Genomic DNA, 15,262 nt, shown 5'->3' with positions numbered 1-15,262 from the left:
TGACATACCCCTTCCTTCTGTTAACCCTTGACTGCACCGGCGATTCCTTCCACGAAGTACCTCTGAAAGAAAACAAATACGATTATTATAGGTATGAACGAAATCGTGACTCCTGCTGCCATACCCGCGAGATCACTGCCATTATCATGGACAAAGGAGTAAATCCCCACACCGAGCGTGCGAAGATCAGGACGATGCACAGTGAACACAAGCGGGATAAAAAAGCTGTTCCAGGTATGGATCATTTGCAGGATCGCCGTTGTCGCGATGACCGGTTTGGCAAGCGGCAGCATGACAATCGCAAAAGTTCGGATAAAGCCTGCTCCGTCGATCAGGGAAGCTTCCTCCAATTCTTTGGGAATCCCTGCGAAATACGTCATAAACAATAAGATATATAACACATGAGTCCCGCCGGATTCTGCCAATACTAGACCCCATATCGATTTGGAAAGTCCAAGGAAATTAATTAGCTGCCAGATCGGAATAATCGTGTATCCACTGGGAATGAACATCGTGGCTGTGATAAAACCTATGAACACATATTTACCCGGAAATGAATACCGTCCGAGCACATAACCCGTAAGCATGCAAAGAAGCAGAATCAGAACGACAACCATACTGGTAAAAACAATAGTATTCATAAAATACTTCTGAAAATCGGCTATATACCAAGCCTTTGAATAGTTGCTAAAATGAAAGCTATCGATCAATTGACCCCAATTACCCGGCAGTAGATAGTTAAGCTGCAATTGCTCCGGCCATGGCTTTATATTGCCTGAATACATTTCCCTCGTCGTTTTCACCGATGAAGTGACCGCCCAGATTACAGGATAGATCCATAATAAGGCGGCAAGTAAAAATAGTATGTGCAGCAGGGAGCTTCGTATGGATCTCCATGTTAGGCTCATATTGATCCTACCCTTCTAATGGCCTGCTCTGCGGCCGCTGAATTTTTTGACAAGCAGACCCAACAAGATCGAAATAATCATCGTAGCAAATCCGTACAGGATACCGGCAGCAGAAGCGAATCCCATCCGCGGCAGTGACCCTCCCTCAAATGCGTAACGATAAATATATAAGGGTACCACATCTGTCGTGAACATAGGTCCGCCATTCGTAAAGGTTCTTACCAGGTCGAATACATTCAATGACCAGACCGTCTGGAAAAAGGTAATAATAACGAGAAAAGGGATCAGCAGCGGCACCGTGATGTAGCGAAATTCCTGCAATCGGTTGGCACCGTCTATCCGGGCTGCCTCATACACATCCAATGGCAAAGTTTGCAGCCCGGCCAGCCAATAAATGACCTTGATTCCGAATCCCTTCCAAACCCCGACTATAATAAGGCAGATCATTGCAAGCGTTGGACTCGTCAACCATGGAATTGCCGTGTCGATAATTCCAAAGCTCAGTAAAACCTTGTTCGCAAATCCATCCGTGGAAAAAATGACATTCATAATGACCCCAATGATGGACATCGTTAAAACAACTGGCACAAAAAACATCGTTCTAAAAAACACTTTGAACTTTAATGACTTGCTATTTAATACCAAAGCCAGAACCAATGAACAAGGAACCACAATAAGGACAAGAAAAAACGTATATACAAAAGAATTTTTAAATGCATTCCAGAAATATGAATCCTGGGCCACCTCTATATAATTGGATAAACCGATAAATTGTGTCGGCCAACCGATCCCATCCCATTTAAAAAACGAAAAATAATACGATGCAATTATGGGCCACAGTGTAAACACCAGATACATCACCGTCTGCGGCAGCAGAAACAGGTAAATCCAATAAAGCTGAATCTTATGCTGCCTTTTCCGTGTTGCCTTTCCCTTCACCTGAGATAATTGAGGTATCTTTGCTGTCTCCATGCGGCTATCCTTTCTATAAATATCCCCTCCCCTGCCTGCAAGGAAGGGAGCCATTTAGTTATCAATTTTTAAAATCCTTTTTACCGTCAAATTGCGGGGATGAGAAGTCTTCCTTTGACACTTTTAATCCTTTGTCCTGGGCTTGCTTGATAGCGTCATCCAGGCGTTTGTTCATATCGGCCGTATACTTCTTCAAATCCTCCTGTATATTCCCTTTCCCCAATAAGGCTGCTTGCATAATTTCCCACCATGCAGGCTTTGGTTTGGCTATTGCGGCTTCCAGCTTGCGTACTTCCGTAACCTCACTCTTCTTCTCCGGAATCGGTTTCTCAATAACTGTGCGGCTGTAGGAATCTGCCATGTCCTTAAGCTCCGGCTTAGGGAAATTGGCCGCATCCTTGAATAGCTCTGGAATCGGGGCCAGCAAATAATCTTCCTTCATTTGCCGTGTATAATATTCCTTTGAGCTGAGCCAATCAATCAGTTTGGCCGCTTCCTTCGGATATTTCGTTGTCGACGAAATATAAGCATTCTGATCGGCGCTGCTGCCAAGCTGCGTAAATTTCATTCCCTGTTCAGGAACCGGAACATCCGTGACTCCAAAATCTTTGACCTTATCCAATTCAAACTCCAACACACGAACAATCCAATGCTGATTGATCATAAATGCCGCCTGCTTGTTAGCAAACACGCCCTGAGCGTCCGTTAAACCCAGAGTGAGTGAATTGGGATGCAGCAGCCCTTCCTTATTCAGCTTGCTCATAAATTCAAAGGTTTTAACAACAGCAGGCGAATCATACGCATAACGTCCATCCTTCAAGTCAAAGCCCTGGTCCAAGGTCGGTTGGAGAGGCGTAGCCATTGCCAGCATATCCGTAAAACCATCGGATTCTTTCATCGGCATCACCAATCCGGCAATTCCTGTCTTTTCTTTGACCTGCTTGGACATTTGATACAGCTCATCCCATGTTTTTGGCGGCTTCTCCGGATCAAGTCCTGCTTTTATCATCACATCTTTGTTATATACAAGCTCTCGTCCTTTTTTGGCTACGATTCGTGGAAACGTGTATATTTTACTGTCATTCATGTTGATTCCCTGCAGGAAGGTGCCTTCGGCAAATCGACTTTTGAAATCGGCTTGAACCAGTCCATCCAATGGCTGGACCCATTTATTTTGCAGCAGCTCGGAGAAAGTAAAGGTTGTTGGTTGAAACACATCCGGCAGCTCATTCGTGGCAGCCAGAGCCTGGAATGTATCCACCCACTGCTTGCCGTTCGCATAAGTTACCTCTACCTTGATATTGGGATTCGCTTTCATAAACGCCTCCACTTCTTTGTAGCCAAAGAAGCCTTTATTGAACTGTCCATTGGATGAAAAAAGCTTCAATGTAACCGGCTTCTGATTATCTCCCTTGTCCACAGTCTTCTCTGCCATCTGCGGCTTAGCTGTTTCTGAGCAGCCTGTGAGGATGACCTGTGCCGATAGCAGCAGGACTAGCAATCGACTTGACGTTTGGTTTAATTTCATTCTTACCCCTCCAATAGTTTGTTTCTGATACTTAACTCTTACAGGGATATTGTACTTTTGTGTAAGCGCTTTTAACAGGCACTACGCATGTGAAATGGTTGCTGTAGATATGATCATCACCGATACCGACCATCAGGTGGCCATCGTATTTTCCTTGGGAATCACAATTTCAATCAAGGTTCCTTCATTCAGTTTGGATTCGACCTTCATCTCATAAGAATCCCCATAATGAAGCTTCAAACGCTGATGGACATTAACTAAACCGATACTTTTGCCTTCGTAACGACCCATGACGGATTCCGAATCGCTTAACGCAGTCTTGACTGTATCCAATTGCTGCGAGCTCATGCCGACACCGTTGTCGTAAATACGAATCCGCACGCCTGCTCCTTCATCTAATACGGATATCCAGCAATCGCCTGTTCCTGCTTTCGGTTCAAGACCATGCGTAAATGCATTTTCTACCAATGGCTGCAAAATAAACTTCAATACCTGCATGGACTGCGCTGCCGGATCAATCGTGATGTGCATTTGAAATTTATCCTGAAAACGCACCTGCTGGATATCCAAATATACCTTTAAATATTTGATTTCCTCATCTACCGTAACAAGCCTTTCCTCTTGACTGATGTTGTAGCGGAACAGAGTGGATAAGGACCTGACAATTTTTTGAATCGGCCTAATTCCCTCCAAGGTCGCCAAAGCATGAATGGCCTCTAACGTATTGTATAGAAAATGAGGATTGATCTGCGCCTGCAGTCGTTTTAGAGCTGCTTCCGTTTCGTTAATTCGAGACAAATAAACCTCGCGGGTCATTTCGTCCAGTCGAGTCGTCATCCGATTAAAGCTTGACGTCAGAAAACCAATCTCATCATTGCTGCGAATTGGAAGCGAAACCGTAAAGTTGCCCTTTTCTACTTTTGACATCATCTGCTTTAACTCAATTAACGGACGCGTAATACGAGACGCTGTAAAAAAAGCAGCAACTGTAGCCACAATGATCAGCAGACTCATCATACCCAAAGTCAAATTGCGATTTTTGATAATATTGCTTCGCAAATTTTCCTCAGGCACCGCACCATAGTACGTCCATCCGGATACGTCCCCTTTTAATGCAGTGAACAGCATCTTTTTACCTTCATACACATCGAAAAAATAAGATTGCTCGGTTTTCTCTTCATTATGCAAAGGAAATGAATGTCCGACATTATTGGAATCTGGATGATACACAAACTTGCCCGCCCCATCGACAATAAACACGTAACCTTTATTCCAAAGCGCGGCATCCACTAACTTATGGAAAATGTCCATATGAATATCAAGCAGCATATAATGATGTGGAGTTTGCTGCCCCCCTGCGGTTATACCACGAATAATGGAAATCACCTGCTGGCCCTTAATAAAATAGTTCTGATGATGTGGCGGCAAAACTATCGGCCGTGTACTGTTCGTTGTGGGCAGTAACGAGCTTGCATCCATCGAATATTTCAACGTATTCTCTGAAGATTGATATACAATTCTGCCATCCTCCGTATATAGAAAAATAGCGGCCAAATCCTGTTTTAGATGCATCTCATTTTCTAATACATGCGCCACTTGATTAATAAGCAGTGGGTCCGGATTATTTGTCGATTGGATAAAAGCCTGTACATCCTTTTGAAACCAGATCTGCAAAGTAGAGCGTATCCGTTCATCCAAATACGATTCCATATAATTTCTTTTGCTGTATAGAACTTGTTGGGATAGGAGAATGGCGTCCTGTTCTGCTGATCGTTCCCAGTTAATAAATGTAGATACACCAATAAGGCCGCCAGTCAATGTGATCAGCAGCACGAATACGACTAGCAGCTTGTATCGGATCGATAACATCATCATTTGTATTTTCATTATAGAAGCCCGCTTTGCTTTTTATAGTTTTGCGGAGATACACCAAATTGACGACGAAAGGCTCTGGAAAATGCCTTTTCGTTACAGTAGCCTACTGCAGCCGCTACCTCATAGGTTTTGATACGGTCTTCATGAAGAAGTTTGCGGGCTTTGTCCATGCGCAGATCGGTTACATACTGGCTGAAGGGCTTACCGGTTTTTTTCTTGAAAACGGTCGATAGGTGCGAGGGGCTAATATAAAGCTCTTTCGCTAATTGCAGGATCGATAATTCAGGCATTCGATAATCGCGCTCGATGATTGCCTGGACCTTGGCCACAATCGACTGGATATTACCGGAATAATGCTCGGTGTGAACAACAATCCCTCTTAAAAACCCAAGCAAGTCATCCCTCAATACATCCATTGTCCGCCTTTTGGTCACCCATTGCATAGCATTCCAGCTTTGAAGCCCCATAAGCTCAAGCTGATCGTTCGAATACACACTCAAAAATCTGCGGAGAAGACGAGAACAACACGTATAGACGTCTGTTATAAACCATGCTTCTTGGACCATCTTATCCAGCCATTCATGAATGTTCCGCTCTACCTCCGAAAAGTCTCCGGAATGATAAGCATGTTCCAGCTTGTCTATAACGGGCTCTGTCTCTACAATCAGAGCTCTCGATGGGGTACGATATTCCCCCATGTCTGTCGGACCGGCAACCCAATGATGACCTCTATAAAATCTTGGAGCGTAATGCTGAAACGCCTCCTGATATTTATAAGGTGCTTCTTCCCATTTATAAAAAAAGCTGCTGATCCCGATAGCCGGCGGTTTCTCACGATTCTCGACCATGCTTATAGACATCCTGTACATATCCTCGCGCAGTCTATCAGCGGTCCAGCCAGTGGGCAAAGTAATAATGACTGCAAACACCAGATATCGGGTGCTGAATACGATACCCTTTTTATTAGAAACCGCTTCCAAAATTCGCTGTCTGGATATATGATCATCTATAGCCAATACAGCTTTAGGCTCATTATCAAGCGTGAAGGGTATGCATTTATTTGCTTTTTCGGCAAAGCAACGTATATCCTCATCGTCCCCGTCCAAAGCTTTTAAGAAATAAGGCTCCAATTCAAATTGGGGAAACAAGGCGGCATAGGTATTGTTTTTTTTGCGAGTGCTTACTGCTCGCTGCAGTACTTCAATGAGCTCACTGGAGGTCACTGGCTTAAGCAAGTATCCAAGACTACCAAGCTGAAGCGCCTCTCTTACCCATTCGAATTCCTGATAGCCTGTTAATACAATACACGGAAGGTCCGGATAACGTGCTTTAGCGTATCTTATTAATTGCAGTCCATTAGCTCCCGGCATGCGAATATCCGTCAGCAAAATATCGGGTTCTTCCTGATCCAAAGAAACCATGGCCTCCTCCCCCGAGGACGCTTCAACGGAAACAATAAATTCCTGCATATACGTATGTATGAGATGAACGATATGTGAGCGTATCAGACTCTCATCTTCAGCTAACAAAATTTTATACATACAACAACCCTCCTCAACACAGCTACCTCAAATGGCATCCATTCTTAGGGCTATTATAGCATCTTGATTTCATTTTGAAATTAAGAACAGAAAAAAACCGCCGTTCGTCACGGCGGCTTGCAATTTAGGTAATTCAGGCTTTCAAAGCTGCACTGGATTTGTATTCAATCCGACGACGATGCAAAATCGGCTCTGTATAGCCGTTCGGCTGATGATATCCCTCAAATACGAGCTCACATGCAGCCTGGAAGGAAATCGACCGATCGAAATCCGCGGCCATCGGACGGTAAACCGGATCGGCAGCATTTTGCCCATCAACTACAGCGGCCATCCGTTTCAGTGTTTCCTGCACCTGCTCCTTCGTACATATACCATGGTGCAGCCAATTGGCGATGTGCTGGCTGGAAATACGCAGCGTAGCGCGATCTTCCATCAGGCCTATATTGTTAATATCCGGTACCTTGGAGCAGCCGATTCCCTGTTCGACCCAGCGAACCACGTAGCCCAATATCCCCTGAGCGTTATTATCCAGCTCCTGTTGAATTTGTTCAGCGCTCCATTGTGGGTTATTTTCCAGTGGAATGTGCAAAATATCGTCGCGCAAATCGCTGATTGATAGCTTGAGTTGATCCTGAACCTGCTGCACATCAACCTGATGGTAATGCAGTGCATGGAGTGCAGCTGCTGTCGGCGAAGGAACCCATGCCGTATTGGCACCTGCTTGTGGATGCCCAATCTTTTGCTTTAGCATATCGCTCATCAAATCCGGCATCGCCCACATCCCTTTACCAATCTGGGCGCGACCCTGCAGTCCGCAATCCAAACCGACATCGACGTTCGATTTCTCATAGCTTTGCAGCCAACGGGAAGTTTTCATTTCGCTTTTGCGGATCATGGGGCCTGCTTCCATGGAAGTGTGCATCTCATCACCTGTACGGTCAAGGAAACCGGTATTGATGAAGACGATCCGTTCCTTGACTTCAAGAATGCAGTTTTTTAGATTCAATGAAGTGCGGCGTTCTTCGTCCATCACCCCTATTTTAAGCGTGTTCCGCTTCAAGCCGAGCATATCCTCAACACGATCAAACAATTCATTGGCAAAAGCCGCTTCCGCCGAGCCATGCATTTTGGGCTTTACGATATAGACGGATCCCTTGGCAGAATTCTGGTAAGGGCCGTTCCCAAGTAACGTATGCTTGGCAATCAAGCTGGTCATCACCGCATCCATAATGCCTTCGGGAATCTCCTGACCATCCTGATCAAGAATGGCATTGATCGTCATCAAGTGTCCCACATTCCGTACAAATAACAGGGAACGTCCACGCAGGCTGATCGCTTCACCAGTTGGTGAGGTATAGCTGCGGTCCGGGTTCATCGACCGTGTCACCATGCTGCTGCCTTTGGCAAAAACCGCCTGCAGATCGCCCTTCATCAGTCCCAGCCAGCTGCTGTATACAAGTACCTTATCCTCTGCATCGACCGCAGTTACCGAATCCTCGCAGTCCATGATCGTGGTTAGCGCAGCTTCCATTACGATATCCTTCACGCCTGCGCCATCCGTACGGCCAATGGCATGAGTACGATCAATCTGAATTTCAAAATGAAGTCCATTATTGCGAAGCAGCACTGCGGAAGGACTTGCTGCTTGTCCTTGGTAGCCTGTAAATTGGTCCGCCTTGTGCAGTCCCGTTACCGTTCCATCCTTAAGCGATACCGATAATTGGCCATCTGCAACTGTGTAAGCAACCGCATCCTGATGAGAGCCTTCGCTGAGCGGTGCCGACTGATCGAGAAAATTTTTGGCAAACGCAATAACTTTATCTCCACGTATCGGATTATAGGAAGCTTGACGTTCAGCTCCGCCCTCATCACTAATCGCATCTGTTCCATAAAGTGCATCATACAGGCTGCCCCAGCGAGCGTTCGCCGCATTCAGCGCATAACGGGCATTATTGACAGGCACAACCAGCTGAGGTCCGGCCTGTACGGCAATTTCATCATCGACATTTTCGGTTGTCACTTTGAAATCTGCTGCTATCGGCTCCAAATACCCGATTTCCTGCAAATAAGCCTTGTAGGCATCAAAATCAAAGTTGTTCTTATTATTGATGTGCCAAACATTCAACAGCTGCTGAATCTCATCCCGTCTAACCAAAAGAGCCTTGTTCTTGGGGGCCAATTCATGGACTAATGTATCCAGCTCAGACCAAAAAAACGCACCATCCACACCTGTCCCGGGAAGCGCTTGCGAATTGATAAAATCATAAAGTACCGTAGCAACCTGAAGCTTTCCAACTTGAGTATAGTCTGCCATTGTTATTCCTCCTAAGGGCTTTTTTATAGATAAGTGAGCATTCTTTAGTTCATTATAATGAACTATGTTCACGAAATAATATAATTTCATTGTAGCATCAAATCACTTCAATGGTCAATATGAACCTCCCCTGCCTACGTTTTGCTTAGAGGCAGGAGTTTCTTACTACTACTCACCGTAACTTTCTACAAAGCAGCAGGTTGCCTGCTGTCTTTCACTACCCTGATAAGGGGAATTGACCTTTCAGTTCGGATTGCAACTGCGATTGGCTGATCCATTTCCCCTCGTGTTGGCGTGCATAATTTCTAGCATGGGTCAGACATTCGTTCCATATTTCTGCGGATATTCGATTGCATGCAAACAGTCAATTTAGATTCTCTTTTTAATGCCATTCATCCCCGACTTAACGACAGCGGTTGGAGGGCATTGTCGGTGGAAGTCGGGGAATTCCGGCTGATTTTGTTAAAAGCATCTGATCTTCTTCATCCTACGGTGCTCAACATTATGTTACAATCAGAGAACATGAATTTTTATGGTTGGGGGATTTGTATGGGTGAGTTACTTGCGATCGGCGCGCTGCTGCTGTTTTCTTTGAATGTGATCATTACCAAGGTCGCCAGCGGCAGACTTGATTTAAATACGGGTTTTTTGATTTCCATTTCGATGAATGTGCTGTTTGCCGGTCTGATTTTCCTTGGGCAGTGGATATATAACGGCTACTCGATGGAGTTTCACGGATGGGGCTTTTTCATGTTCATGTTATCCGGCTTATTTGCCTCCTACCTCGGCCGTTACCTGTACTTCGATTCGATTGCCAAATTAGGACCAGCCAAAGCCAGTACATTTATGATCAGCAATCCGCTGTTTACCGTGATTATTTCCTGGCTGTTTCTGCATGAACAACTGCATGCTTTGGAGCTGGCCGCGATGTTCGTCGTATTGTTGGGATTGTTTATCGTTAGCTATAAGCCTGCCCAAGCAGGACAGGTTGTTAAAGCAACAGCAGCAGGATCAGATACCACACCAGGAAACTCTAAACTACATACAGGCCAATCTGCCAAAAAGCGCTGGAGCGGACTTATTCAGCCCGGTGTTTGGTTGGCCATGATGGGCTCAATTTCGTACGCACTGGGTAACATTACTAGAGGAACGGCCATTCACGATTGGAATGAGCCTGTATTGGGAGGTTTTGTGGGAGCCTTAACCGGGCTGCTGCTGCAGGTGCTGCTGAACAAAACAACAAGGACCTTTCTATCCGACCTTCGTGCCGCCGACAGAAAAGGTGTATGGTTATACGCTATAAGCGGGGTATTGACAATAACGGCTCAGATCGGGCACATGGCGGCTATGCATTACATTCCGATTTCTGTCGCTACTTTGATCACCAACTCCCAGCCACTGCTGGTCATACCACTTAGTTATTTTCTGCTCAAAAACCAAGAGGGCATTAACCTTCGTACGATAATGGGGAGCTTGCTCGTGCTGCTCGGGATTTCAGCGATTATTTTGAATTAAAGTGCGAAATGCACAAAAACCGCCTAATAGCGGCTTTTATGTCTGTCATGTGTGAAATTCATCTATGAAATAAATTCCTGAACCCATTCACCATTGTAATAACCAACACCAATTTTGGTATACGTATTGTTTAAAATATTGGCTCGATGTCCAGGACTGTTCATCCAATCATTCATCACTTGCTCGGGGCTGGTTTGGCCCTTGGCGATATTTTCACCTGCAGTGTTGTAAGAGATCTGGAATTTATCCATCATCTGAAACGGCGATCCGTATGTTGGAGAATTATGATCGAAGTAATTATTGTTGTACATATCCTGTGCTTTGGCGAGAGCCATTTGAGACAGCTTGTCGTCCATCATAAGTGCACCAAGTCCTGCATCTGTTCTTTGTTTGTTAACTAGCTGCAAAATTTGCTGCTCATAAGGGCTTGATGCCGAGGTTTTATCTGCTGGAGTTGCTCCAGGATTTGTGTTTGGGTTCGTTTCCGGGTTTGTCGTAGGACTTGCTCCCGGAGTCGTTACCGGATTTGCTCCTGGGTTCATTATTGGGCTGGTCCCCGGATTTGTCGTAGGGCTTGTACCTGGATTCGTTATCGGGCTTGTTCCTGTTCCTGGCACTTGTCCGCCTGCAAGCCATTGGGGAAGTGTAAATGGGTCCTGTTTCACGGTAATCGTGGATTGTTGAGCTCCTGGTGTAGATATGGATGATGCCTGGGTAACAACAGATCCCTCTAAAGTTTTCTGAGCAGCTTCATTAGGTGCAGCCTGCTGCATACGTGTTATGTTGTCATTCTTCGTGCAGCCTGCCGCCAGTAAAATAGTGGCTATAATAAATAAAGTTTTCATCCTAATACCCTCCAAATGTTCTTGTTATTGTGGTAACGGTGACAGCATGCAAGTCACTCGTTACCCGCTTAACATACCCATTGGAACGTCACATTAATGCTGGTAAATCCTAATCAATCACGACCAAATCAAGCCGCTCTAGATATCATTTAAATTTAGCGGTTCATCTTCTTTACCCTCATTAAGGTCATCCTTCATTAAGTTGATGGAAGCTGTGCTCTTTGCATTTTCCAAGGTGTCATTCACAAAAGCCATATCCTGATTTTCCGCTTGAGTATTGGTTGTGCCTACATAGTTATTTTTATGCTTCTTATTTTCCATGTTCATATTCTCCCTCATAAAGTGATTGTGAGTCCTAATGATAGGATGCCCAATTTATCGATCAACATTAAAAAAAGCACAACCATTATGGCTGTGCTGGAATAAACAAGCAATTTATCTTCTTCGTGTGTATCAGAATGCCCAGTTCCCCTTGTGAAATACAGGCTCTCTATTGCCTTCAGCAGTTACACCGTAAATGTCCATCTCTGCTGAGCCAATCATAAAGTCAACATGGGTAATGCTCGTGTTAAGTCCTTGGGCTTTCAACTCATCCTGAGACATCTTTTTGCCGTCTTGGAGACAAAAAGCATAAGCGCTGCCAATAGCCAAGTGATTCGAAGCATTTTCATCAAAAAGTGTATTGTAATAAAGGATATTTGAATCCGAGATGGGAGAAGCATGAGGAACCAGCGCAACCTCACCCAAATAATGCGATCCTTCATCCATATTAATCAAATCCTTCAAAGTGGCTTCACCCTGAGCAGCGGTACAATCGATAATGCGCCCATTCTCAAAGGTAAGTGTAAACCCGTCAATAAGTTGACCCCCATAGCTCAAAGGCTTTGTGCTGGACACCTTGCCATTAACTCCACCAGCGAAAGGTGCAGTAAATACTTCCTCCGTTGGCATGTTGGCGACGAAAGCATTCCCTCGCTCGTCCATGCTGTCAGCAGCAACCCAGATATGACCCTCTGGCAGTTCAATGGTCAGATCCGTCCCTGGGGCCAGGTAGTGCAGTTTTTTGTATTTCTTGGCATTGAGATAGTCCGATTTCTGATTCAATCTACTCACATGCTCTTCCCATGCCTTGACGGGGTTCTCCTGATCAACACGTACGGTTTTGAAAATCGCTTCCCATAGCTTAGCTACTTGCTCTTCCTCTGGCAGTTCAGGAAATACTTTAGCCGCCCAGTTTTTCGAAGGAGCCGCAACTACACACCAACTGAATTTATCGGATTGCAGGTACTGCCGATACTTCGCCATCGCTTTACCATATGTTTTTTGATAATTGACAATTCGTTCCTGGGACACACCTTTGAGCAGGTCAGGGTCCGACGATACGACACTGATTACCGCAGCACCTTTCTCAACAAGTTCCAGCATTTCTCCGGCATACCATTTGGGTTCTTCCAAAAACGACTCCTCGGCCGCCAAATCGTATCGCAGACGAGATACCGTATCGTCGGTCCAATTGACCTTGACCATATAGGCCCCTGCTTCATAAGCCTTTTTCGCGATAATTCGAATCAACTCGGCCGCCTCAATCGTACCGTTAATAACGAGCGTTTGTCCCTTTTGAATATTAACACCAATCTTGACGACGAGCTCGGCATAGCTGCTTAACTGTTGTTGGAATTCCAGCATTGTGTATCCCTCCTATGAATTCATGGTTTCTCTCACCATTTTAATGTAAAAAAACAGAAAAGCAAAAGCTCCGTTCTTCTTAGCAAAAAAGACACCTCCATTGTAATCAATGAATGTGTCTTAAATCTAGTTCATTGGGCTTCCTCGTCGGCCGTGGGACCGTAAATGCCCGGCAACGGAATATCGAGAAGCCGCAGGTATACCCCAAGCTGCGCCCGGTGGTGGATCATGTGACTTAAACCGAAGGTGCGGAGCGCCATCGCCCGCGGCTTGCGGAGGATGATATGGTCGCCGTGACGCAGCGTCCATTCCTCGCCGAGCGTTATCTCGTCGCATTCGTCAAGCAGCTTTGCAAACTTGTCAACGTTCGCATCGAACTCCTCCAGAACGTCAGCGCGTTTTTCCAAAGCCACCCGCCTTTGCGGCACAGTCGAAAGATCGAACTCCGTGTATTGAAAAATCGCGATTTGCCAGTTCAGCAGGTTGATCAGATGCGTGGCCAGCCCGCCAAGCGTCATCGATTTCTCGTGCGGCTTCCACGACATATGCTCCTCGGGCAAGCGCTCCAGAATGCGGCGCGTAGTAGCCAGTTCATGCATGGCGTCGCCAACTATCAGTTGTTTGACCATTAATTACCATCCTTTTCTGTTTATCATACTATAAATTCCAGTCGAGTGGAACTTTCTCAGTCTAACCGAACCGTATAGTTTTATAATTGACGATATCCCATTATTTCTATATTATTAGAAGTATAGAAATAATAAATTTATGTATTAAACTAATATCTGAAAGCAAGGTGTGGTAGGGATGAGCGATAAGCCTTTGTTAGTCATCGTCGGTTCTGGGCCGGGAGTGAGCGCCGGTATAGCCAAGAAATTCGGAAGCAACAGCTTCCGCAGCCTTTGAACAAATAAAAAATCAATATGGAGCCACCGATGTGTTAGTATATAATAGGCACACATCGCACCGGGAGATCCCCTTTCGTTAACTGAACAGCAGCTTATTGAAGATTTTAAGGTGAACACTGTCGGTGCGCTAACAAGCGCTCAACAAGTCATTCCCGATATGGTAGAACGAAGACAAGGGACGCTCTTTTTCACAGGAGGCGGTATTGCGCTAATTCCGAATCCGCTTTATGCTTCTTTATCCATCGGCAAAGCCGCGACCCACTCGCTTGCCCTTTCAATGGCCGAGACGTTGCCTCCTTACGGAATTTCTGTAGGTCAGGCTCTAATCGCCGATCATGTCAAAAAGGGGACGTTTTACGACCCGGACAGGATAGCCGATGTGTATTGAGAATTATATAACAATAACGACCAAAGGGAGTATTTGTTTAAGGAATGATTATTGACTCTGGTTCATTTGACTAACTGCCAACACTCGCACAGTAACAAGCGATAAAAATCAGATTAACCCTCCCAATTCTAGCAAAGCTAGAGATAACATATACTTGGGAGGATTTTATTATGTTATATAATTTCCATTTCAAAAGATATTGCTTGTTATAATGTTTAATTCTGACATTTCCTTAAAATACACTGAACGACACCATTCATTCGGTGGTCGAGCAAAGAACCGTACGGGTACAACGTCGATTGATTCAACGTCGCTAAAAAGGACGAGGGTCGCTCGTAACTAATTATCGCTCCAGCTGGATTACCGTTATCATAAAGACAAATCCGGAACGGGACAAACAAACTGGCTCTTATATCAATTGTGAGGATCGGTTCTGCCACGACTCCATTACCGACGATATACAAAACGCATTTTTTTATGCCGTTATGAAGCGAAACCAGCCGGCCTTGATCGATTTTGGAGAAGATCATTAACCCGTGGGGTCCAGCCATTTTCTCGAATGCTTGCTGTACCTCATCCCAGGAAGCATGCTCTTTAACGAGCGTGGTTTCGGCTTCCCTATCCCAATGTCCCATTTCCCGCTCGAACGCAGTTACAAGCGCCTCATAGCTCAACCCCGAAGGTATATCTTCACGGACGGTTGTTAGCCACGAAACCATTTTGTAAGGAATAAAAGGACCGTTTGCCATTATATCGGAATCCTCCCCTGTTAATCATTTCTT

General features: G+C 45.2%; 13 protein-coding genes. 2 read left to right on the top strand and 11 right to left on the bottom strand.

Annotated elements, in window-relative coordinates:
- Window positions 1-20 precede the first annotated feature (20 nt).
- From NST47_RS08075 to NST47_RS08050, 6 genes are all read right to left on the bottom strand, one after another.
- The gene (locus tag NST47_RS08075; RefSeq protein WP_341154671.1) at window positions 21-908 is read right to left on the bottom strand and encodes a carbohydrate ABC transporter permease; all 888 of its coding nucleotides are present in this window, start codon (window positions 906-908) and stop codon (window positions 21-23) included.
- A 15-nt stretch (window positions 909-923) separates the two neighbouring features.
- Window positions 924-1,880, bottom strand: coding sequence for a carbohydrate ABC transporter permease (locus NST47_RS08070; RefSeq protein ID WP_341154670.1), 957 nt, complete (start codon window positions 1,878-1,880; stop codon window positions 924-926).
- Between the two features lie 61 nt (window positions 1,881-1,941).
- A complete protein-coding gene (locus NST47_RS08065) occupies window positions 1,942-3,408 on the bottom strand; it encodes an ABC transporter substrate-binding protein (RefSeq protein ID WP_341154669.1) in 1,467 nt (488 codons plus the stop codon).
- Window positions 3,409-3,540: 132 nt separating this feature from the next.
- Window positions 3,541-5,295, bottom strand: coding sequence for a sensor histidine kinase (locus NST47_RS08060; RefSeq protein WP_341154668.1), 1,755 nt, complete (start codon window positions 5,293-5,295; stop codon window positions 3,541-3,543).
- On the bottom strand, window positions 5,295-6,824 hold the full coding sequence (locus tag NST47_RS08055) for a response regulator transcription factor (RefSeq protein ID WP_341154667.1): 1,530 nt from the start codon (window positions 6,822-6,824) through the stop codon (window positions 5,295-5,297). Before NST47_RS08055 ends, NST47_RS08060 begins: the two co-directional genes overlap by 1 nt.
- A gap of 133 nt (window positions 6,825-6,957) precedes the next feature.
- Complete coding sequence (locus tag NST47_RS08050) at window positions 6,958-9,138, bottom strand: malate synthase G (protein WP_341154666.1); 2,181 nt, start codon at window positions 9,136-9,138, stop codon at window positions 6,958-6,960.
- Window positions 9,139-9,687: 549 nt separating this feature from the next.
- Between NST47_RS08050 and NST47_RS08045 the strand changes: the two genes are divergently transcribed.
- Window positions 9,688-10,653, top strand: a complete 966-nt coding sequence (locus tag NST47_RS08045) for a DMT family transporter (protein ID WP_341154665.1) — start codon at window positions 9,688-9,690, stop codon at window positions 10,651-10,653.
- 62 nt (window positions 10,654-10,715) lie between these two features.
- On the opposite strand, the gene NST47_RS08040 is transcribed toward NST47_RS08045, so the two are convergent.
- The 4 genes from NST47_RS08040 to NST47_RS08025 all read right to left on the bottom strand — a co-directional run bounded on the left by NST47_RS08040 (window position 10,716) and on the right by NST47_RS08025 (window position 13,813).
- Window positions 10,716-11,498: a CAP domain-containing protein gene (locus tag NST47_RS08040; RefSeq protein WP_341154664.1), complete on the bottom strand. Its 783-nt coding sequence runs from the start codon at window positions 11,496-11,498 to the stop codon at window positions 10,716-10,718.
- A gap of 138 nt (window positions 11,499-11,636) precedes the next feature.
- Window positions 11,637-11,819 (bottom strand): hypothetical protein, encoded by a 183-nt coding sequence (locus tag NST47_RS08035; RefSeq protein WP_341154663.1) that lies wholly within the window; start codon window positions 11,817-11,819, stop codon window positions 11,637-11,639.
- A gap of 132 nt (window positions 11,820-11,951) precedes the next feature.
- Window positions 11,952-13,184: an aminopeptidase gene (locus NST47_RS08030; protein WP_341154662.1), complete on the bottom strand. Its 1,233-nt coding sequence runs from the start codon at window positions 13,182-13,184 to the stop codon at window positions 11,952-11,954.
- Window positions 13,185-13,315: 131 nt separating this feature from the next.
- Window positions 13,316-13,813, bottom strand: a complete 498-nt coding sequence (locus tag NST47_RS08025; protein WP_341154661.1) for a DinB family protein — start codon at window positions 13,811-13,813, stop codon at window positions 13,316-13,318.
- Window positions 13,814-14,144: 331 nt separating this feature from the next.
- Between NST47_RS08025 and NST47_RS08020 the strand changes: the two genes are divergently transcribed.
- Window positions 14,145-14,480: an SDR family NAD(P)-dependent oxidoreductase gene (locus NST47_RS08020; protein ID WP_341159627.1), complete on the top strand. Its 336-nt coding sequence runs from the start codon at window positions 14,145-14,147 to the stop codon at window positions 14,478-14,480.
- A gap of 215 nt (window positions 14,481-14,695) precedes the next feature.
- On the opposite strand, the gene NST47_RS08015 is transcribed toward NST47_RS08020, so the two are convergent.
- Window positions 14,696-15,229 carry a DUF302 domain-containing protein gene (locus NST47_RS08015; protein WP_341154660.1) on the bottom strand — a complete coding sequence of 178 codons (534 nt, stop codon included), beginning with the start codon at window positions 15,227-15,229 and terminating at the stop codon, window positions 14,696-14,698.
- Between the last annotated feature and the right edge of the window lie 33 nt (window positions 15,230-15,262).

The organism is Paenibacillus sp. FSL H8-0034, assembly GCF_038000305.1.
Classification (GTDB): Bacteria; Bacillota; Bacilli; order Paenibacillales; family NBRC-103111; genus Paenibacillus_S.
The sequence above is the reverse complement of the archived record's forward strand: the minus strand, read 5'-3'. Positions and strand labels throughout refer to the sequence as shown.